General features: G+C 54.4%; 13 protein-coding genes. 10 read left to right on the top strand and 3 right to left on the bottom strand.

Features of this window, described 5'->3' with window-relative positions; all coding sequences use genetic code 11:
- Positions 1 to 121: 121 nt before the first annotated feature.
- The 3 genes from nifK to nifH all read right to left on the bottom strand — a co-directional run bounded on the left by nifK (position 122) and on the right by nifH (position 4,325).
- A complete protein-coding gene (nifK, locus tag OUO13_RS10390) occupies positions 122 to 1,693 on the bottom strand; it encodes a nitrogenase molybdenum-iron protein subunit beta (RefSeq protein WP_283173817.1) in 1,572 nt (523 codons plus the stop codon).
- 96 nt (positions 1,694 to 1,789) lie between these two features.
- Positions 1,790 to 3,274 carry a nitrogenase molybdenum-iron protein alpha chain gene (gene nifD / locus OUO13_RS10385; RefSeq protein ID WP_283173816.1) on the bottom strand — a complete coding sequence of 495 codons (1,485 nt, stop codon included), beginning with the start codon at positions 3,272 to 3,274 and terminating at the stop codon, positions 1,790 to 1,792.
- 178 nt (positions 3,275 to 3,452) lie between these two features.
- Positions 3,453 to 4,325, bottom strand: a complete 873-nt coding sequence (gene nifH, locus OUO13_RS10380) for a nitrogenase iron protein (RefSeq protein WP_283173815.1) — start codon at positions 4,323 to 4,325, stop codon at positions 3,453 to 3,455.
- Between the two features lie 517 nt (positions 4,326 to 4,842).
- Between nifH and OUO13_RS10375 the strand changes: the two genes are divergently transcribed.
- The 10 genes from OUO13_RS10375 (at position 4,843) to OUO13_RS10330 (ending at position 20,247) form a co-directional block, all read left to right on the top strand.
- Positions 4,843 to 5,697, top strand: a complete 855-nt coding sequence (locus OUO13_RS10375; protein WP_283173814.1) for an SIR2 family protein — start codon at positions 4,843 to 4,845, stop codon at positions 5,695 to 5,697.
- A 26-nt stretch (positions 5,698 to 5,723) separates the two neighbouring features.
- Complete coding sequence (locus tag OUO13_RS10370; protein WP_283173813.1) at positions 5,724 to 6,353, top strand: hypothetical protein; 630 nt, start codon at positions 5,724 to 5,726, stop codon at positions 6,351 to 6,353.
- A gap of 605 nt (positions 6,354 to 6,958) precedes the next feature.
- Complete coding sequence (locus OUO13_RS10365) at positions 6,959 to 7,579, top strand: hypothetical protein (RefSeq protein WP_283173812.1); 621 nt, start codon at positions 6,959 to 6,961, stop codon at positions 7,577 to 7,579.
- Between the two features lie 599 nt (positions 7,580 to 8,178).
- Positions 8,179 to 9,447 carry a glucose-1-phosphate adenylyltransferase gene (gene glgC, locus OUO13_RS10360; RefSeq protein ID WP_283173811.1) on the top strand — a complete coding sequence of 423 codons (1,269 nt, stop codon included), beginning with the start codon at positions 8,179 to 8,181 and terminating at the stop codon, positions 9,445 to 9,447.
- A gap of 24 nt (positions 9,448 to 9,471) precedes the next feature.
- Positions 9,472 to 11,190: a glycoside hydrolase family 57 protein gene (locus OUO13_RS10355; protein ID WP_283173810.1), complete on the top strand. Its 1,719-nt coding sequence runs from the start codon at positions 9,472 to 9,474 to the stop codon at positions 11,188 to 11,190.
- Between the two features lie 16 nt (positions 11,191 to 11,206).
- On the top strand, positions 11,207 to 12,562 hold the full coding sequence (malQ, locus tag OUO13_RS10350) for a 4-alpha-glucanotransferase (RefSeq protein ID WP_283173809.1): 1,356 nt from the start codon (positions 11,207 to 11,209) through the stop codon (positions 12,560 to 12,562).
- A gap of 37 nt (positions 12,563 to 12,599) precedes the next feature.
- On the top strand, positions 12,600 to 14,777 hold the full coding sequence (glgB, locus tag OUO13_RS10345; protein WP_283173808.1) for a 1,4-alpha-glucan branching protein GlgB: 2,178 nt from the start codon (positions 12,600 to 12,602) through the stop codon (positions 14,775 to 14,777).
- 18 nt (positions 14,778 to 14,795) lie between these two features.
- Positions 14,796 to 16,262 carry a glycogen synthase GlgA gene (gene glgA, locus OUO13_RS10340; protein WP_283173807.1) on the top strand — a complete coding sequence of 489 codons (1,467 nt, stop codon included), beginning with the start codon at positions 14,796 to 14,798 and terminating at the stop codon, positions 16,260 to 16,262.
- Between the two features lie 20 nt (positions 16,263 to 16,282).
- Positions 16,283 to 18,799, top strand: coding sequence for a glycogen/starch/alpha-glucan phosphorylase (locus OUO13_RS10335; protein WP_283173806.1), 2,517 nt, complete (start codon positions 16,283 to 16,285; stop codon positions 18,797 to 18,799).
- Positions 18,800 to 19,317: 518 nt separating this feature from the next.
- A complete protein-coding gene (locus OUO13_RS10330) occupies positions 19,318 to 20,247 on the top strand; it encodes a hypothetical protein (protein WP_283173805.1) in 930 nt (309 codons plus the stop codon).
- Positions 20,248 to 20,352 lie beyond the last annotated feature (105 nt).

The following is a 20,352-nucleotide window of genomic DNA, read 5'->3' as shown; positions in this document are numbered from 1 at the left end:
ATATCCAGCAAAAAAGCCACGCAGAACCTGGTTCCACGCGGCTTCAGATCCGGGGTTACCGGTATCACAACAACCGTACAGGACGGCACGGGAGCAACCCGCCGGGCTGCTCCCACGGGTCTTAGCGCACCAGGTCGTAGTTGTAGTCGGTGGTCTGCATACCGCGGGTTTCTTCGTCCAGACGTTCCAGAACAGAGTTCACCAGGGTGGTCAGGATCTGCATGGCGCCTTCGTAGCCCATGGTGGTCTGACGGTGCAGGTGGTGACGATCGAAGATCGGGAAGCCGATACGGATCAGCGGCACCTCGAACTCTTTACCCTTGTACAGGGTGTCACGCTGGATGAACTTGCCGTAACTGTTGCCAATCATGAAGTCCGGCTTGTTGGTGAACACCAGTGAGCGCATGTGCCACAGGTCACGGCCAATATGAACTTCGCAGTTGGCGCCATATGGCGACTCGGCCAGCATGGCATCCATCACTTTTTTCCAACGCTTGTTGCCGTTGTTGCAGAGGATATGAGTCGGTTCACAGCCCAGTTCCAGCAGGAACTTGGTCAGGCCCATCACGAAGTCCGGATCACCCCACAGGGCGAACTTCTTGCCGTGCAGCCAGGTGTGGGAGTCGGTCATCATGTCGACCAGACGACCACGTTCTTTTTCCAGGCTTTCCGGAATTGGCTGGCCGCTGATTTCGCTGACTTTCATCAGGAATTCGTCAGTCCAGTCGAGGCCCATCGGAATGTTCAGCTTCGGCACCTCGTGTTTCCAGGTGTTGGCGATGAACTTGCGGGATTTTTCCAGGTGCCACGGTTGCAACAGGATGGTATCCATCGCATTCGGGGCATCTTTCATCTCGGCCTGGGTAGTACCACCTGAGTACATACGGAACTTGCCATCGGCCGGGGTATCCAGCACTTCTTCCGGATCGGACAGCATGCTCATACCAACATCCATTTCCTTCAGCATGCGTTTGATCACGCGGAAGTTGCCAAGGTAGGTTTCAAAACCCGGCACGATGTTGATCTTGTGGTTGCTGCCAATCACCTTGTCTTCCATATGGTTGAGGGTGAAATAACGGGCAATCCCCTCAAACATGTTGTCCCAACCGGTTACGTGGCTACCCACAAAAGACGGGGTATGGGCAAATGGAACCGGGAACTCCTGCGGAATATGGCCTTCTTTCTTGGAGTTATTGATGAACGCGTTGAGGTCGTCACCAATCACTTCCGCCATGCAGGTAGTGGACACCGCAATCATGTCCGGCTTGTAGATGGCCTTGCAGTTTTCCAGACCGTCTTTCATGTTCTGCTGACCACCAAACACCGCCGCGTCTTCGGTCATGGAGTCCGACACACAAGAGATTGGTTCCTTGAAGTGACGGTTGAAGTAGGTACGGAAATACGCCACACAGCCCTGGGAGCCGTGCACGTATGGCATGGTGTTCTCAAAACCAAGGGAACAGAGTACCGCGCCCAGTGGCTGGCAAGCTTTGGCCGGGTTGATGGTCAGAGCTTCACGCTGGAAGTTCAGCTCCTTGTACTCTTCCGAGGTAGTCCACAGGAAGGTTTCATCTATTTGGGTCTGGGCGTGTGCTTCTTCAAAACTGGCCCTCTTGTTGGCCAGCATATCCTTGTACTCGTCCTGACCGAACAGTGGATAGCAGGGTTTGATGTTTTCTACAGACTGGCTCATGGTCATTCTCCTCCCGCGCCACGAATCGGTGGTCTGGCGGGTAAACGGGATTATTCCGGGTCAGGCGGCAACCACCGCCTGACTCACTCACAGAGATCAGGCAGAAGCTGCCACGGCGGTATCAGCGGCGGCGGCGGATTTTTTCCACGGTGCAGCCAGCTTGCCCCAGCACGGATTATTCAGGGTCATGTCCATGTCACGGGCGAAGATGGCGAAGCCGTCAAAGCCGTGATACGGGCCTGAGTAATCCCAGGAGTGCATCTGACGGAAAGGCACACCCATTTTCTGGAAGATGTACTTTTCCTTGATGCCGGAACCAATGAGGTCCGGTTTTACTTTTTTCACGAACTCTTCGAATTCGTAACCGGTTACGTCGTCGTACAGCAGGGTGGCATCACCCATTTCTTTCAGGGTGCGGTCGTAGTCGTCGTTGTGGCCAAACTCGTAACCGGTGCCCACCACTTCCATACCGAGGTCTTCATAGGCACCAATCACGTGACGTGGGCGCAGACCACCGATGTAGAGCATGACGCGTTTGCCTTCCAGACGCGGACGGAATTTGGCCACCACGGCCTCCCACTCCGGCTTGTATTTGGCAATCACTTCTTCGCATTTGGCCTGGATGGTTTCATCGAATTTGGCGGCGATAGCACGCAGGGATTCGATGGTTTTGGTTGGGCCGAAGAAGTTGTACTCCATCCATGGAATCTTGTATTTCTCTTCCATGTGACGGGAGATGTAGTTCATGGAGCGGTAGCAGTGCACCAGGTTCAGCTTGACCTTGGGAGTCAGCTCAATCTCGGAAATGGTACCGTCACCGGACCATTGGGCGACTACGCGCAGGCCCATTTCTTCCAGCAGGATGCGGGAAGACCAGGCATCACCACCAATGTTGTAGTCACCGATGATGGCAACGTCGTAAGGGGTCTGGGCGAAGCTGTTATCGTCGTCACGGGCACCCAGGGTCCAGTCACGGACCGCATCGTTGGCAATGTGGTGGCCCAGCGACTGCGACACTCCACGGAAACCTTCACAGCGCACCGGTACAACGGTCTTGCCATGTTCAGCGCCTTTTTTCTTGGCCACGGCTTCGATGTCGTCACCGATCAGACCAATCGGGCATTCAGACTGGATGGAAATACCCTTGTTGAGCGGGAACAGGGTTTCGATCTCGTCGATCAGCTTGGCCAACTTCTTGTCGCCGCCGAACACGATGTCTTTTTCCTGGAAGTCGGAAGTGAAGTTCATGGTCACGAAGGTGTTCACACCGGTGGTACCGATGTAGTAGTTACGACGGCCGGCGCGGCTGTACTGACCACAGCCCACCGGGCCGTGAGAAATATGGATCATGTCCTTGATCGGACCCCACACCACACCTTTGGAACCGGCGTAGGCGCAACCACGGATGGTCATCACACCTGGCAGGGACTTCTTGTTGGAAGTGATGCACTTCTTGGACTGTTCCAGAGAAGGATCGTTAGGGCTCAGGTGTTTGGCTCGATCCTTTTTGGCTTTGGCTGGATACACATCGAGTACTTCCTGAATCAGGGACTCGACTTCGTCACGTGACATAGCGGCCATGAGGGGCCTCCTTACAAGTTGGATACGGGTCGCAGAGCGCCGCACCGTGGAGGGAGTACGGTGCGGCGGGTTCCGACAGGACCAATCTGTCCTGTCCCGAGTGGGCCCGCAGAGACCAGAGCCTGGCAGATCTGGCCGCAGCGGATCCCGGCAGGCAAAGCCTGCGGGTCGTTACGAATCAGAGTTCTGCAGCGGTCTTGCCGATGATGCTCTCGTCTTCTTCTTCCATGATGCCGAATTCCATCAGCAGCTCTTCCAGCTCATCCATGGTCACTGGTGTAGGAATCACCAGCTTCTTGTTGTGGATGATTTTCTGAGCCAGAGCACGGTATTCGTCAGCCTGTTTGGCCTTCGGATCGTACTCAATCACAGTCATACGACGGATTTCAGCGCGCTGTACCACGTTGTCGCGTGGAACGAAGTGGATCATCTGGGTGCCCAGCTTCTCCGCCAGGGCAATGATCAGCTCGTCTTCACGGTCAGTGTTACGAGAGTTGCAGATCAGGCCTGCCAGACGTACGCCGCCCGAGTTGGCGTACTTCACGATACCCTTGGAGATGTTGTTGGCCGCGTACATGGCCATCATCTCGCCGGAGCAAACGATGTAGATTTCCTGAGCCTTGTTTTCGCGGATTGGCATGGCGAAACCGCCACACACCACGTCGCCCAGTACGTCGTAGAATACGAAGTCGAGGTCCTCTTCGTAGGCACCTTCTTCCTCGAGGAAGTTGATCGCAGTGATTACACCGCGGCCAGCGCAACCAACGCCTGGCTCTGGACCGCCGGACTCAACACATTTGATGCCGCCGTAACCGGCTTTCAGCACATCTTCGAGTTCCAGGTCTTCCACGGTGCCGGCTTCCGCCGCCATTTCCATGATGGTGTTCTGGGCCTTGGAGTGCAGGATCAGACGGGTAGAGTCAGCTTTCGGGTCACAACCTACAATCATGACCTTCTTGCCAGCTTCGGCCAGTGCCGCCACCAGGTTCTGGGTGGTGGTAGACTTGCCGATACCGCCTTTGCCATAAATAGCACATTGACGCATTGCCATAGTCAGTTCTCCTATAAATTTCCGAGCGAGGACCTTTACCCTTCAGGACTGTTCCCCAGCGGGTATCGGGCGGCAGGCACGTTACTTCCATCACGGTTGCTTCCATCACGGTTGCTTCTGCCTGAGCACGAAATGGATATTGCAGTGACTGTGCCAGCTCAGCTGTAAAAACCTACTCTATTGAAAAATAAGGATTTTTAATTTTAGCCTCACATAAACAAGGCAAAATTTGTACGACAAATACAATGCCAGTGTCATACACACAACAATTATAAGGTTGTTATCGTACATACTCTGACAGACCATTTAGCAGCCATATCGATATACTGTTTATATGCAAATACGCCCTGTCATATATCCGCCACAATTGTCGTAAAGCCTGCAAATACTGCGAATATTGTCGGAGATATTCCCGACAAATTGAGCCAAATCAACCGGTTATAAATGGCCTGCTTCTTGCCGTTCCTGTACAGACGTCGTGAATCACAAACGACCCGATACCATACAGGAGAGAGACATGGTGCAGATCCCGGACAGTGAACAGATCAGAGCCGCTATCCGCAGTGGCAGCCTGATACCCTACCTGGGTGCCGGAGCCCTTGAAGGAGTCATGGAAGAAGGCAGTGGTCTGCCAATTCCCGCTGACAGCGACAGCCTGATTCTGGCCATGAACGACGGCAAACCCATGGCTCCACGCCTGATGTACGAATTCCCACGGGCGGCCATGAATCTCGAAAACAAGAAAGGCCGTAAATTCATCGAACGTTTCCTGACCCGCACCTACGGTGAGCGCCAGTGGAGTACGTCCGCCCTGCACCAGTGGCTGGCCGACTGTCAGGCTCCCTACATCATTGATTGCAATCGCGACACCCAGCTGCAGCAACGTTATCGCGACCGTGATCATCTGCTGATTCTTGGCACCGCCCGCCTGATGGGCAGCAGCTTCCGTTTTCGTCTGTATGAATACCGGGTGGGTGGTGACTATCGGGAAATCGACCAGCAACAGGTCGATACCGGCCTGCCGGTGCTGTTCAAACCCATGGGCAGCCCGATTCCGGAGGCTGTCTACATTGCGTCCGATGCCGACTACGTCGATTACATCACCGAGCTCATGGGCGGCTTTGCCATCCCGGCGTTCCTCAAGGACTACCGACTCGGCAAACAGTATCTGTTTATGGGGATGCGTTTTCAGCGCGATACCGAACGGATGGTGATGAGTGACATCACCTGGGGCGCAGCTGAACCCGTGTCCGGCTGGGCACTGATCAGTGACCCGACCGACAAGGAGCGTCGTTATTGCGACAAAAAGCACCTGCAGATTGCGGAAACCACGATTCCGGAACTGCTGGGTATCGACACTTGTGTCATCTGAACTGAGGTTTTCCGGGAGAGTTGTATATGACCGTTACCAGTCTGATTAGCAATGATGCCCAACTGTTCCTGCAAGAGCTGGGTCGCGCCCGCAGCCAGCAACTGAACCGTTTGATCAGCCTCGGTAACGAGCGCTGGGTAGTATCGGGGATAGACGGCTTGTACCGCCATTACAAAGAGATCACCGAACCAGGCTCCAGATCCACTTCTGCAGGGCTGCGCATCCAGGCACTGGAGGCCAATGACTCGCGCCTGACTGGCATTCAACAGAGCGGGCGACCACTGGATGAACTGCTGTGGAACTGTGCCTTTCAACTGTCAGACGGCAAATTGCTGCCTGGCTGCCGTCGTGACGACGTGATTCGCCTGCAACGCTGGCCGAATTTCTCACGTCTGACCCGCACTCCCAACAGTCTGAAGATCACCGCATTACTGACAAGTCGCGCCACTTCGCTGGTACTGGCGTCACGCATCCTGCATATCAGCGAGGACGAACTCTATCAATTTTGCAGTGCTGCTCACTATGCGGGTTACAGTACGGCCGTTAATCGTGCAGATGTGGTGCAACTGGCAGATCACAATTCGAGCCCAAGGTTTACTATAGTTCAAAAACTGCTCAAACAATTAAAGTTGCGCCCACAAGCAATCAGTGCTTGAACCGTGTCATTGTTTCATGCCGATGTAGTAATACAGCTCATCGGCATTTTATTTTGTAATAAATGACAAATCAGTCACTTATAAACCCTGTTATTTCTCTCTGACTTTGTTGCAAAATACAAATCAATCCGGGTTTAAAAGCCTTCTTATCATTACAAAATGTATCAAAATATGACCATTCAGATATATAGATGCTAATGGTTGTGATTTAGTAAAAAACTATATTCTTGTCAGTGATAGCAACAAAGCGCCAATTTTGTGGATCAATTCACAAAACCCCCACCGTTCAGTTATATTCGAATTACAACTTTTCTACCGATTCTGACAGGAGATGGGTTGAGGGATTAAAGACATAAAACGCAACAATAATCTGCGCCAGATACGTATCCACACTTAAGGACGCTCTGAATAACTCGGTGCCCGCTCTGGCTTATCGTGATGGTGATGAATCACGAAGCCGGTTTGATGGCACTTACACCGATGCGCTGGGAGCTACGCCAGAAACCGGCGACACAGAGTCATCACCATCCCGAAAGCCCCGAAGGGCACGGGCTGTGCAAAGTTATTCAGAGCGTCCTTAACCTAATCAAGAAGGTTTCCTGAACATGTCATATGCACTGAAGTTTGATGCTGACACCTGCAAATGGCTGCTGGATCAGATCCAGGGTCATCTTGAACATCGCATGGATGCACTGATCACCACCGATGGCCAACAGGAAATTCTGATTGTCGGCACAGAAGGCCTGTATCTGGTGCGCCCTGCAAAAAATAGCAACCCTCGCCGCTCCTATCTGCTGGAACATGGCGATACATCCCTGACAGAGGTTTATCAGAACGGTCGCCCGGTCGCCGAACTGTTGTGGAACCTGGGTCTGATGGGCTCGGAAGGTAATCTGATCGGTAACTGCCGCCGTAACGACGTCGTAAAACTGCAACGCTGGCCAAACTTCACCCGCGTGCATGCTACCGCCAACAGCCTGAAAATCGCCGCCCTGCTGTCAAGCCGTGCGACCTCTCCGGTACTGGCCTCTCGCATTCTCGATCTCGATGAAGCCGAAGTGTTCAGCTTTTACAGTGCAGCCGCCGCTGCAGGTTATGCCCATTCTCTGAACCGCGCGGCCGAACTGGAATCTCGTCCGGTTGCGGCCAACCCGAAACGCCAGTCGCTGATCACCAAACTGATGACCCACCTGCGCTCCCTGCAAGTACAACGCACCATCGTCTGATTCACTTCAATCGATTGAGCATTTGTGGGCATTGATGCCCACACTGCATAAACAGCTCCACTCTTCAGGACCAACAGATTCACACCATTACCCGGCCTGTGTATGCATTCCCGTTAACCACCCAACTAACGACTGCTTCAATCCCGCAACAACGCTTCATTGGTATTGTCGCTATCGCAACAATCCATCCAACAATCCATGCAAGGGTGTTCAAACGACTGTCAGGTCTGCCTGACGCTGACATTCTCGCGGAATAAATGCCATTTACCGACACATCACAACGCGATTGGCATTCGGCTGTCACACAGGATTGGCAATCTGTAACCAATTCATTGACATAGCGGACATTACCCAACCGCAAACCCGGCTATTGTTATGCCTCAAGAGCGTCAGAGAGGCGCATACAGCCCATTGATCTGGCCAACGGAAAGCCTGATTCTTGGGATTGCAGGTTGGTTGAAACGTCAGACACGTAACAATCGACCCACCGTTGGCAACAACGACAGGAAATTCGACCAGGCCGCCGCTGGCAGCTGGTCACCAAGGCAGTCGCTCCGCGTGCCAAGGCCCGGAGCAGACCAAGGATAGAGGACAAGAAAATGCTCAAACGTTCCGATGATATGCAACAGACCGCCGATATTTCCCGCAAAACCCTGGCCCTGGTTCTCGCCGGTGGCGAGGGTAGCCGCCTCAAACAGCTGACCCGCTGGCGCGCCAAACCAGCGGTGCCGTTTGGTGGTAAATACCGCATTATCGATTTTGTCCTCTCTAACTGCGTAAACTCCGGCATCCGCAAGATTGGTGTTGTCACCCAGTACAAATCCCACTCCCTGATTCGTCATATCCAGCGCGCCTGGTCGTTTATGCGTTACGAAGCCGGTGAATTTGTGGAACTGTTGCCAGCCCAGCAGCGGGTCGACAAAGGCTGGTACGAAGGCACCGCCGACGCCATTTACCAGAACATCGACATCCTCCGTCACCACACCCCGAACTACGTACTGATTCTGGGTGGCGACCATATCTACACCATGGATTACACCCGCATGCTGGTCGCACACCAGCAGTCCGGTGCTGACGTCACCGTTGGCTGTATTGAAGTGCCAATTGAAGAAGCCTCGGACTTCGGCGTGATGTCGATCGATGACAACATGAAAATCACCCGCTTCACCGAAAAACCGGCCAATCCGGAGCCGATTCCGGGCAAACCCGGTTCCGCACTGGTATCGATGGGCATTTACGTGTTCTCCAGTGAATTCCTGTACCGCACCCTGATTGCCGACAAGGCCAACCCGAACTCCTCCCGCGACTTCGGCAAGGACATTATTCCGGGAGTGATCGCCAGCCATAACGTCAAGGCGTTCCCGTTCACCGACGAAACCGGTGGCCCGGCTTACTGGCGCGATGTCGGCACCCTGGAAGCCTTCTGGAAGTCGAACCTCGACCTCTGCAGCATCTCGCCAGACCTCAACCTCTACGACCGCGACTGGCCAATCTGGACCTACCAGCCACAGCTGCCACCGGCCAAATTCACCTTCGATGACGAAGGTCGCCGCGGTGAAGCCATCGACTCCATGGTCTCCGGTGGCTGCATCATCTCCGGTGCCCGTATCAAACGTTCGGTGATCTCCAGCGACTGCCGGGTTCACAGCTACAGCCTGATCAAGGACACCGTGGTACTGCCACAGGTTGAGATTGGTCGTAACTGCCGGATTCAGAATGCCGTGATCGACAAGGACTGCGAAATCCCGGAAGGCACCGTGATTGGTGAAGATCTGGAAGCCGATCGCCAGCGTTTTTACGTCGATGAGTCCGGCATTGTGCTGGTCACACCGGACATGCTCGGCCAGAACATTCACATGACACGTTAAGCACAACCCCACAGGAGGACGCGGATGCAGCCCAACCGGATCAAGCTGGTTATTTGCTGGCACATGCACCAGCCCCACTATCGTGATGGTCTGGACGGCCAATACCGATTACCGTGGGTGTATCTGCATGCCATCAAGGACTATTCCGATATGGTGGCCCACCTTGAAAACCACCCGCAGGCGCGGGTGGTGGTCAACTTTGCACCGGTATTACTGGAGCAATTGCAGGACTACGCCAGCACCATGCGGCGCTGGCTGGCCAACAGCCAGCCGATGAGTGATCCACTGCTGAATCTGGTCGCCGGTGTTACCCCGGTGGATGACAACCTCGAAACCCGTTTTGAAATTCTGCAGGCCTGCAGCAAGGCGTTTGCGCCCACCATGATTGACGTGTTTCCGCCGTTCCGGAAACTGCTCGATATGGCCCAGCGCGACAAACTCACCGACCTCGACAGCGCCAAGGGCCTCGGGTATTTCACAGCGGCCTTTTTTACCGACTTGCTGGTCTGGTATCACCTCGCCTGGATGGGACAGTCGGTACGTAATACTGACAGCCGCGTTGATGCCCTGATTAACAAGGGCCTTGCCGAAGAACACTTCAGCGGTGCCGACCAGCGCACCCTGATCAACATCATGGCCGATGTTATCGAAAACCTGGTGCCACGTTATCGGGCTCTGGCGGAAATGGGCCAGATCGAAATCTCCATGACCCCGTATGGCCATCCGATTGTGCCGCTGCTGATCGACTTCAACAGTGCTCGTGATGCCATGCCTTACGTGCAATTGCCCCAACACGCGGCCTACCCGGATGGTGCCAACCGCGCACGCTGGCACCTGCAGGAAGGCATTGATATCTACCAGCGTTTCTTTGGCACCCGCCCCAGCGGCGTATGGTTATCCGAAGGCTCGGTATCGGCCGACGCCGTTGGTTTGCTGGACGAATTCGGTCTGCGCTGGACCGCGTCCGGTGAAGGAGTATGGCGTCATTCCTGTGAAGCATCACGGTTGGATGTGCACGACATTTCCTCGAAACGCGCGCTCTACCAGCCGATGCAGTACCGCGACCAGAACTGTGCGCTGTTCTTCCGCGATGACGGTATGTCCGACCTCATCGGCTTTGAATACAAGAACTGGAACCCGCAGGACGCCGCCAACAACTTCGCCCACAACCTCGAAAATATCGCCAACCACCTCGGCGAGCGGGTTGAAGAACACGTGGTGGCGGTGATTCTCGACGGCGAAAACCCGTGGGAATACTACCCGGGCAACGGTTACCAGTTCCTCGACACGCTTTATGCCACCCTCAGCCAGCATCCACGGGTACAGATGAGCACCTTCAGCGATGCCCTTGATCAGGGTGCGCGTTGTAACCGCCTGACCGAATTAAAAGCCGGCAGCTGGGTATACGGCAGCTTTTCGACCTGGATCGGTGACAAGGACAAGAACATCGGCTGGGATTTGCTGGTCGAAGCCAAACAGGCGTACGACCGCGAATTCAGCAAACTGTCAGCCGAGCAACAACAGGCCGCCACCCACCAGCTGGCCATCTGTGAAGGCTCCGACTGGTTCTGGTGGTTCGGTGATTACAACCCGGCCGACTCGGTGCGCGATTTTTCTCTGATGTACCGTCGTCACCTGCAACGCTTGTATGAACTGCTGCAATTGCCGATACCGGCCAGCCTCGACCTGTTACAGTCGACCGGTAGCCAGTCCGCCCATTCCGGCACCATGATCCGCAATTAAGAGGCAAACAGGGACGATGAGCACCACTAACGCCCGCTGCGCAGGGGTTCTGCTGCACCCGACCTCATTACCGTCCGGCAAACTGGACGCTGATGTCTGGCGTTTCCTCGACTGGATGACGGAGGCCAACCTCAAGGTCTGGCAAATGCTGCCATTAACCCAACCGGTCGACGGCTTGTCGCCGTATCAGGCGGTGTCGGCGTTTGCACTGAATCCGGCATTGCTGCCGGACAACTGGCAAGACACGGTGGATAAAACCGCCTTTGCCGACTTTATGGCCAACCCGCCACACTGGTTAAAACCCTACGCCCTGTTCACCCTGCTCAAGCAGCAATCGGGTGGCAAGGCTTGGAACGAATGGCCGGATGCCTGGCGCTTCCGCGATGCCGACACCCTCGCCGCCGTTGAACGTGAACATGCCGATGCCCTGCATGCCATCTGTATGGAGCAGTTTGCCCTGATCAGCTGCTGGCTGGCGATCCGTCAGGAAGCCAACCGCCGTGGTATTCGCCTGTTTGGTGATATTCCGATTTTTGTCGGTTACGACAGCGTTGATGTCTGGAGCAATCCGCACGAATTCCAGCTCGATGAGCAATTACAGCCCACCGTAGTCACCGGTGTACCACCGGATTATTTCTCGGCAACCGGCCAACGTTGGGGCAACCCTCATTACCACTGGCCACATATGCTGGCCAACGGCTTCCGCTGGTGGCAACAACGTATGGCCTGGAGCCTGGAGCTGTTTGATCTGGTGCGGATCGACCATTTCCGCGGTCTCGAAGCCAGCTGGGAAATTCCATCTTCAGAACCCACCGCCATGGTCGGTGAATGGGTCAAGGCACCGGGTGCCGAATTGCTGGCCGCCCTGCAGGGCAGCCACAGCACTCTGCCGGTCGTCGCCGAAGACCTCGGTATCATTACCCCGGAAGTAGTGGAGTTAAAAAACCGCTTTGGGCTGCCCGGCATGTCGGTACTGCAGTTCGGCTTTAACGGCCTGCCGGACAACCCGCATTCACTGGCCGAGCAAGTGGAAAACTCGGTGGTGTACACCGGCACCCACGATAACGAAACCAGCCTTGGCTGGTGGCAGGCACTGACCGACGAAGGCCAGAAATCCTGGATTCTGTCGCAGCTCGATCTGACCATTGGCGATATGCCATGGCCACTGATCCATGCCGCCCTGCAGTCGCCGGCACAAATGGCGATTATTCCACTGCAGGATTTCCTTGGTCTGGATAATCAGGCCAGAATGAACACGCCTGGCACCATTGTGGATAACTGGTTATGGCGTTATGACAGCCACCAGCTGACCCCGGACCTGGCCCAACGGATTGCCCACCTGGTGGATGCTGCTGAACGCAGCGCGGAATAACTCTGGCCACCAGCCCCGCTTGATCAAGAGGCTCTACATGACTGATACCGCCGACCTGTCGCAGCAGTTACAACATCTGGCGAACGGCGAACACTTTGACCCCTTCCGGTTCCTGGGACTCCACCCGGATGGTGACGGCTGGGTCGCGCGGGTATGGATACCCGGTGCCCGCAAAGCCTGGCTCGAAGGTCATGCCCTGCAACCACTGTCGAACTCCGCCTGTTTTGTCGCCCGTCTGACCGATGACCAGAAACAGCGTCTGCCACAGCACTACTCGGTATGCTGGGACGAAGGTGACGGCATCCGTCATCAGTGCATCAGCCCCTGGACCTTCGCGCCGCAAATCGGCGAACTCGACCTGCATCTGTTTGCTGAAGGCCGCCACTGGCACATCTACGAATTGCTCGGTGCCCATCCACGAACCCTTGATGGTATCGATGGCGTACTGTTTGCCGTCTGGGCACCGTCAGCCAAACGGGTATCGGTAGTCGGCAGCTTCAACAACTGGCATGGCATGCGTCACCCGATGCGGGTGTGTGGCGGCTCCGGCGTCTGGGAACTGTTTATCCCCGGCCTGCAAGCTGGTGATCTCTACAAGTTCGAGATTCTCAATAGCCAGCATCAGAGCCTGTTGGTGAAAACCGACCCATACGCCAGTGCTATGGAAATGCGCCCTGGCACCGCCTCGATTGTGTTCCAGAGCCAGCACCAGTGGCAGGACCACCTCTGGATGCAACAACGCGCCGATGCCGATTGGCAACACAAGCCAATGAGTATCTACGAGTTACACCTGGGCTCCTGGCAACGGGATGCACAGGGCAAGTTCCTCAATTACCGCGAATTGGCCCACCGTCTGGTGGATTATCTCGACGCCACCGCCTTTACCCATGTTGAGCTGCTGCCCGTTGCCGAGCACCCGCTGGACGAATCCTGGGGTTACCAGACCTCTGGTTATTACGCCCCGACCAGTCGTTTTGGCAACCCGGATGACCTGCGTTACCTGATCGACCTGTTACACCAGCGCGGTTATGGCGTTTTTCTCGACTGGGTGCCCGCCCACTTCCCGCGTGACGAGTTTGCCCTCGCCCGTTTTGATGGCACCGCCCTGTATGAACACGCCGACCCGCGTCAGGGTGAACATCTGGAATGGGGCACCTACATTTTTAACTATGGCCGTAACGAGGTGCGCAACTTCCTGATCGCCAACGCCCTCTACTGGCTCAAGGAATTCCACATTGATGGTCTGCGCGTGGATGCCGTGGCGTCCATGCTCTACCTCGATTACGCCCGTGAGCCGGGCCAGTGGATTCCGAATGCCCATGGCGGTCGTGAAAACCTGGAAGCGATCGAATTCATCAAGGTGCTCAACCATGAAGTCCACAGCCAGTGCCCCGGTGCCCTGATGATGGCGGAAGAGTCCACCTCGTGGCCGCTGGTCTCTCGTCCGACCTGGATGGGTGGCCTTGGCTTCTCCATGAAATGGAACATGGGCTGGATGAACGACACTCTGAGTTACTTCCGTCAGGACCCGATCTACCGCAGCCATCACCACCACCAGCTGACCTTCGGCCAGATGTACGCCTACACTGAAAATTTCGTGTTACCGCTGTCGCACGATGAGGTCGTACATTTGAAAAAATCGCTGGCGGGCAAAATGCCCGGTGATGACTGGCAGAAAATGGCCAACCTGCGTCTGTTACTGGCCTGGCAATGGCTGAATCCCGGCAAAAAACTGCTGTTTATGGGCGGCGACATGGGCCAGTGGACCGAGTGGAACGACGCGGAATCCCTCGACTGGAACCTGCTCAACTATCCGAACCACAGCGGCGTCCGCCAACTGGTCGGCGACCTCAACCGCCTCTACCAGCAACAGGATGCCCTGCACCAGTACGAATTCGAGCAGAAAGGCTTCGAGTGGATCGATTGCAACGACCATCAACACTCCGTGCTGGGTTTTATCCGCAAGAGTGACCGGCAACAGCTGGTATGCCTGCTCAATTTTGTACCGATACCACGCACGCTTTACCTGACCGGCATGCCCATAGCGGGTTGCTGGCAGGAAATCCTGAATACCGACTCCGCCATTTACGGTGGCAGCAACTGCGGTAATCAGGGCCAGGTTTATACACAGGAACAACCCGTAATGGGCCAACCCTGCTCAGCATTGGTGACACTGCCACCACTGGGTGCGGTGGTGCTGCAATATCAGGGTTAACAAGGTTTTTGGCGTTTCATGAAGATACTGTTTGCTACTTCCGAAATTCATCCCGTCATCAAGACCGGTGGTCTGGCTGATGTATCGGGTGGTTTGCCCAACGCCTATGCACGTCTCGGCGAAGACGTGCGGGTAGTGCTGCCGGGTTACCTGTCGGTATGGGAAAAACTCACCGACGTCCACAAGATCGCTGAATTTGATGTCCGTTGTGCCTTCCGCAGCTACCGCGTCGCCATCAAGGAAGCGCGCAGCACCGGCATTGATGTACCGCTGTGGATTGTGGATATTCCCGAGCTGTTTGATCGCCCTGGCAACCCGTATCTGGCCGCCGATGGCAACGACTGGTGGGACAACGGCGAACGCTTCGGCCTGTTCGCCCGCATCGCCGCCGACCTTGCCCTCGACCGTTACAGCATCGGCTGGAAAGCCGATCTGGTGCAGGCCAACGACTGGCAAACCGGCCTGGTGCCTGCCTTCCTGAGTGAAGAAGCGGTGCGCCCGGCGACCATTTTTACCATCCACAATATGGCCTATCAGGGACTGTTCCCACACAGCCTGTTCAGTTACCTGGAACTGCCATGGCACTGGTGGAAAACTCATGGTGGTGTTGAATTCTACGGACAGATGTCGATGTTAAAAGCCGGTATCGAAATGTCCGACTGGGTCACCACTGTCAGCCCGACCTACGCCCGTGAAATCACCTGGCCACAGTTCGCCTATGGTCTGGAAGGAGTGATGGCTCACAAACAGGCACAAGGCAAACTGGTGGGGATTATCAACGGCATCGAAGAGGATGTCTGGAACCCTGCCACCGACCGCCTGATCGCCCGCACCTACAGCGCCGACAAAGGCCGCGTGGCGGGCAAGGCCGAAAACAAGAAAGCCCTGCTCAATCATTTCGGCTGGCATGAATCCGAGATAGACCTCGATATACCGGTGATTGGAATGGTCGGCCGTCTGGTCTGGCAAAAAGGCATCGACCTGGTGCTCGACCTGATGCCGCAGATCCTCGAAGAGCACAATGCCATATTTGTCGTGCTGGGCAGCGGTGATCGCCAGCATCACGAAGCCTTGCAGAAACTCGCCATTTATTATCCGAAACGGGTACTGGTATATCTGGGGTATTCCGAAGCCCTCGCCCACCTGGTCGAGGCTGGCTCCGACATGTTCCTGATGCCATCCCGCTTTGAGCCCTGTGGCCTCAACCAGATCTACAGCCTGATTTATGGCACCCCGCCGATTGTGCACTGCACCGGCGGCCTCGCCGACACCGTGGTTAATGCCACCGTTGAAAACATCGACAACGGCACCGCCACCGGCTTTGTATTTTATGACCCCAGCTTGCACGCTCTGAAATCGACCCTGCTGCACGCACTCTACCTGTATGGCAAAAAACGCACATGGCAGAAGCTACAGAAACAGGGCATGACCCAGCATTTTGGCTGGCAGGAAAGCGCCAGGCAGTACCTCAAACTCATTCAGTAATTCAAGCAGGAGAGCAACGAATGTCGGTGACCACACCAGCTGTACCCCGGGAACCCCTGACTGCAGAGGAACAACGCCTGCGTATTGAGGACTTGCTGAAAAATATCGGTATGAACGTTACCGATATCGAGGAAGACTTTGCCAACTACCTTTACAACATGCTTGGCCGCAGCCTGACCTCTGAACCCTATTACCACTACAAGGCGCTGTCATACGCCGTCCGTGACCGCCTGATGAAACTGTGGAAGCAGACCTGGGCGTCCTACAACAAAAGCGACAAGAAAAAAGCCTACTACCTGTCGATGGAGTTCCTGATCGGACGCTCCCTCACCAACAATCTGCTCAACCTCGGTATCGAACACAAAGCCGAAGCGGCCATGTACCAGCTCGGTCTGGCACTCGAAAATATCGAAGAAGCCGAAATCGACGCCGGTCTGGGCAACGGTGGCCTTGGACGTCTGGCCGCCTGTTTTATGGACTCCTGCGCCACCCTCAAACTACCGGTAATGGGTTATGGCCTGCGTTATGAATACGGCATGTTCAAACAGCTGATCCAGAACGGCCACCAGATCGAAGCCCCGGATCACTGGCTCGGTTACGACAGTTACCCGTGGGAATTCCAGCGCCGCGAATACACCCGCGTAGTACGCTTTGGCGGAGTATCACGCCCTTATCGCGACCATCAAACCGGCCACCTGTCTGTACATTGGGAAAATACCGAGGAAGTACTGGCAGTACCGTATGACGTGCCGATTCCGGGTTACCAGAACGGCATTGTGAACACCCTGCGCCTGTGGTCCGCCCAGGCCACCGAAGTGTTCAACTTCTCCGAATTCAACAAAGGCTCCTACTTCGAAGCGGTATCCTCCAAGGCCGAAGCGGAAAACATCACCATGGTGTTGTATCCGAACGACGCCAGTGAAAACGGCAAGGAACTGCGCCTGCGTCAGCAGTACTTCCTGGTATCGGCTTCCCTGCAAGACGTGGTTGCGCAATGGCTCGAACACCACGGCCGCGACTTCCGCGAATTCGCCAAACACAACGTCTTCCAGCTCAACGACACCCACCCAAGCCTCGCGGTGGCTGAACTGATGCGGATTCTGGTGGATGACAACGGCCTCGGCTGGGACGAAGCCTGGGCAATTACCAGCAACTGTATGGCCTATACCAACCACACCCTGCTGCCGGAAGCACTGGAACGTTGGTCGGTGAAACTGTTCCAGAAACTGCTGCCACGCCTGCTCGACATCATTTACGAAATCAACGCCCGCTTCCTCAAACAGGTATCGATGAAGTGGCCAGGCGACAACAACCGCCTGCGCGACATGTCGATCATTGATGAGCACCAGAACGTGCGGATGGCCTACCTCGCCATTGTTGGCAGCTTCTCGGTCAACGGCGTCGCCGCCCTGCACTCACAGCTGTTAAAAGACGGACTGTTTAACGACTTCTTCCAGCTGTGGCCGTGGAAATTCAACAACAAGACCAACGGCGTTACCCAGCGTCGCTGGATCGCCAGCTCCAACCCTGGCCTGCGTGCCCTGCTCGCCGACACCATTGGTGAAGGCTGGATCACCCAGCTCGATCAGCTTGCTGGCATCGAAAAAGAACTCGGCAATGCCGACTTCCGCAGCCGCTGGAGCGCCGTCAAACGCCAGAACAAACAACGCCTGGCCGAACTGGTGGCACGCGACACCGGTGTTCATTTCAACCCGGACGCCATGTTCGACGTGCAGGTCAAACGCATGCACGAATACAAACGTCAGCTGCTGAACCTGCTGCACGTGATTCACCTGTATTCACGTATCAAACGTGGTGACACCGCCAACTGGACCAACCGTTGTGTGCTGATTGGTGGCAAGGCGGCACCGGGGTATGTCACCGCCAAAAACATCATCAAGCTGATCAACAACGTTGCTGACATCATCAACAACGATCCGGAAGTCGGCGACAAGCTGAAACTGGCGTTTATCCCGAACTACCGGGTATCGGTCATGGAAGTGATTGCCCCCGGCACCGACCTGTCGGAGCAGATTTCCACCGCGGGTAAAGAAGCCTCCGGCACCGGCAACATGAAGTTCATGATGAACGGCGCGGTCACCATCGGCACCCTCGATGGCGCCAACGTTGAAATCCTGGAAGCCGTAGGAGAAGACAACTTCTTCCTGTTTGGCCTCAAGACCCCGGAAGTCGCCGACCTGCGTCGCAGCTACCGGCCACAGGACTACATCGACCGCGACCACAACCTGCAGTGTGTGATGGGCCTGCTTGAATCCGGCCACTTCAACCGCTTTGAACCGGGCCTGTTCGACGACCTGATCGCCGGCATCAAATCCTCCACCGACCCGTGGATGACCCTCGCCGACTTCACCAGCTTCGTCGACGCCCAGCAACGCGCCGCCGATGCCTACCGCGATCACGACCGCTGGACCACCATGAGCATCATCAACTCCGCCCGCAGCGGCATGTTCTCCACCGACCGCACCATCAGCCAGTACAACGACGAAATCTGGAAATTGAAACCGGTAGGCGAATAACCACAGGGTTAACACCGCCTGATCGTCCCCAACAGCCGGAGGCAACTCCGGCTGCTGGTCGCTAAATACCAGCTGACACACCGTCTGATGCTGGCAAGATCCGTTGTTTTCGACCTCACCACAAAAACTGTCAGTAATGGAGAAAAAGTCCAATTTTTTCGCTCAAAGTCCTATTGAGTCATGGATTGATCTGTATGCATCATCTAGGATCAAAGAGTATTTTCAGCTAAAAGAGTTTTTTATTCCTAAAAACAATAAGCGCCAGATAGACATCTATGTAAATAGTTGTAAAATCGCGCGCGACAAAAAAGGGCAAAACCATGGCAATTATCATAACGCTGAATGTTACAGAAAATTCCCCTAAATCTGAAAGCAACTATATTCAGGCATCTAAAAAAATTTCACCTGATAATAAGCCCTGCAATGCTATTTCCATTACAGAAATAATATCGTCCAAAAAGGCGATAGAAAGAGCACAAAAACGCGGCTGGTAGAAAATCAACAACAGGGATGTAAAATTGTCAATAGCACCGAAGCAAAACATACAAGCCATATCATCAATCAGTGATGAAAAAACATCTCCCACCTTGAATAAAAAAGGAAAAGGCACTGATGATGTAATAAAAGAAAGAATATCATCCGAAATTATCATTTCTTTGTGTGGAGCAGTTGGCAGCTTAACTGAAGAGTTTCGCTCAAGTTTAAAAAGCAGTTTGACTGCTGCAGGATATAAAACAGTACATATCAAGATCAGTGATCTGCTACCTCAAGAAAAAGATAAAACTAACGAAGCGGACAGAATAACAAGCCTACAAAACAAGGGGAATCATTTACGAGAAAAACACGGTTCCGACTACCTAGCGAAACTAGCTATAAAAAGAATTTCAACAGAAAGAAGTAGAATAATAAGAGAGGAAAAAGAAGACATCATTAACGATGCTGAGCAAAACAAAACAAAATGTCGAATTGCTTACATTATCGACCAGTTAAAACATCCGTCAGAGGTTTTTTTATTCCGTTTGGTTTACCCCCAAAACTTCTACTTATTAACTATTATTCGTACTGAGAAAGAACGCAGAATCCATTTAGAGGAAAAGCGAATCCAATCAGAAAAAATCGATGATATAATCAGACGCGACAGAAAAGAAAAAGATAAAACTGGTCAACAAGTTGAAAAAACCGCCGTTCTTGCTGACTACTTCATTAGAAATCAACATGATCACGCTCGTAACATCAATAAAGAAATCGATCGTTTTGTGAAACTCATTCATGGAGCAGAGGGCATGTCACCTCGCAGGGATGAGAAAGCTATGATGACTGCATATTTTGCATCTCTGCAATCCGCTTGTTTATCCCGCCAAGTTGGTGCAGCTATTACAGATGAAGATGGCAGAGTTTTATCTACTGGCCGTAATGACGTACCAGAGTATCCCGCTGTGTCAGCATAGTTGTCCGATGAGTTTTTCACGTTAAAACGAACAGTGGGCGGCCAGGAACTGACCATGGCCCGTTATTCCATTGAACGTCGCGAAGCCGTTCTGAATAAGCTTTTG

It is taken from the genome of Parathalassolituus penaei (assembly GCF_026626885.1).
In the GTDB taxonomy this organism is placed as follows: Bacteria; Pseudomonadota; Gammaproteobacteria; order Pseudomonadales; family Oceanobacteraceae; genus Oceanobacter; species Oceanobacter penaei.
This window is presented reverse-complemented; position numbering and strand designations above follow the sequence as displayed.

Excerpts from the sequence above, each read along its gene's own strand:
- OUO13_RS10335 (WP_283173806.1), top strand. The coding sequence starts at position 16,283 with ATGTCGGTGACCACACCAGCTGTACCCCGGGAACCCCTGACTGCAGAG.
- glgA (WP_283173807.1), top strand. The coding sequence starts at position 14,796 with ATGAAGATACTGTTTGCTACTTCCGAAATTCATCCCGTCATCAAGACC.
- OUO13_RS10365 (WP_283173812.1), top strand. The coding sequence starts at position 6,959 with ATGTCATATGCACTGAAGTTTGATGCTGACACCTGCAAATGGCTGCTG.
- nifH (WP_283173815.1), bottom strand. The coding sequence starts at position 4,325 with ATGGCAATGCGTCAATGTGCTATTTATGGCAAAGGCGGTATCGGCAAG.
- malQ (WP_283173809.1), top strand. The coding sequence starts at position 11,207 with ATGAGCACCACTAACGCCCGCTGCGCAGGGGTTCTGCTGCACCCGACC.
- OUO13_RS10370 (WP_283173813.1), top strand. The coding sequence starts at position 5,724 with ATGACCGTTACCAGTCTGATTAGCAATGATGCCCAACTGTTCCTGCAA.
- nifK (WP_283173817.1), bottom strand. The coding sequence starts at position 1,693 with ATGAGCCAGTCTGTAGAAAACATCAAACCCTGCTATCCACTGTTCGGT.
- nifD (WP_283173816.1), bottom strand. The coding sequence starts at position 3,274 with ATGGCCGCTATGTCACGTGACGAAGTCGAGTCCCTGATTCAGGAAGTA.
- glgB (WP_283173808.1), top strand. The coding sequence starts at position 12,600 with ATGACTGATACCGCCGACCTGTCGCAGCAGTTACAACATCTGGCGAAC.
- OUO13_RS10355 (WP_283173810.1), top strand. The coding sequence starts at position 9,472 with ATGCAGCCCAACCGGATCAAGCTGGTTATTTGCTGGCACATGCACCAG.
- OUO13_RS10375 (WP_283173814.1), top strand. The coding sequence starts at position 4,843 with ATGGTGCAGATCCCGGACAGTGAACAGATCAGAGCCGCTATCCGCAGT.
- glgC (WP_283173811.1), top strand. The coding sequence starts at position 8,179 with ATGCTCAAACGTTCCGATGATATGCAACAGACCGCCGATATTTCCCGC.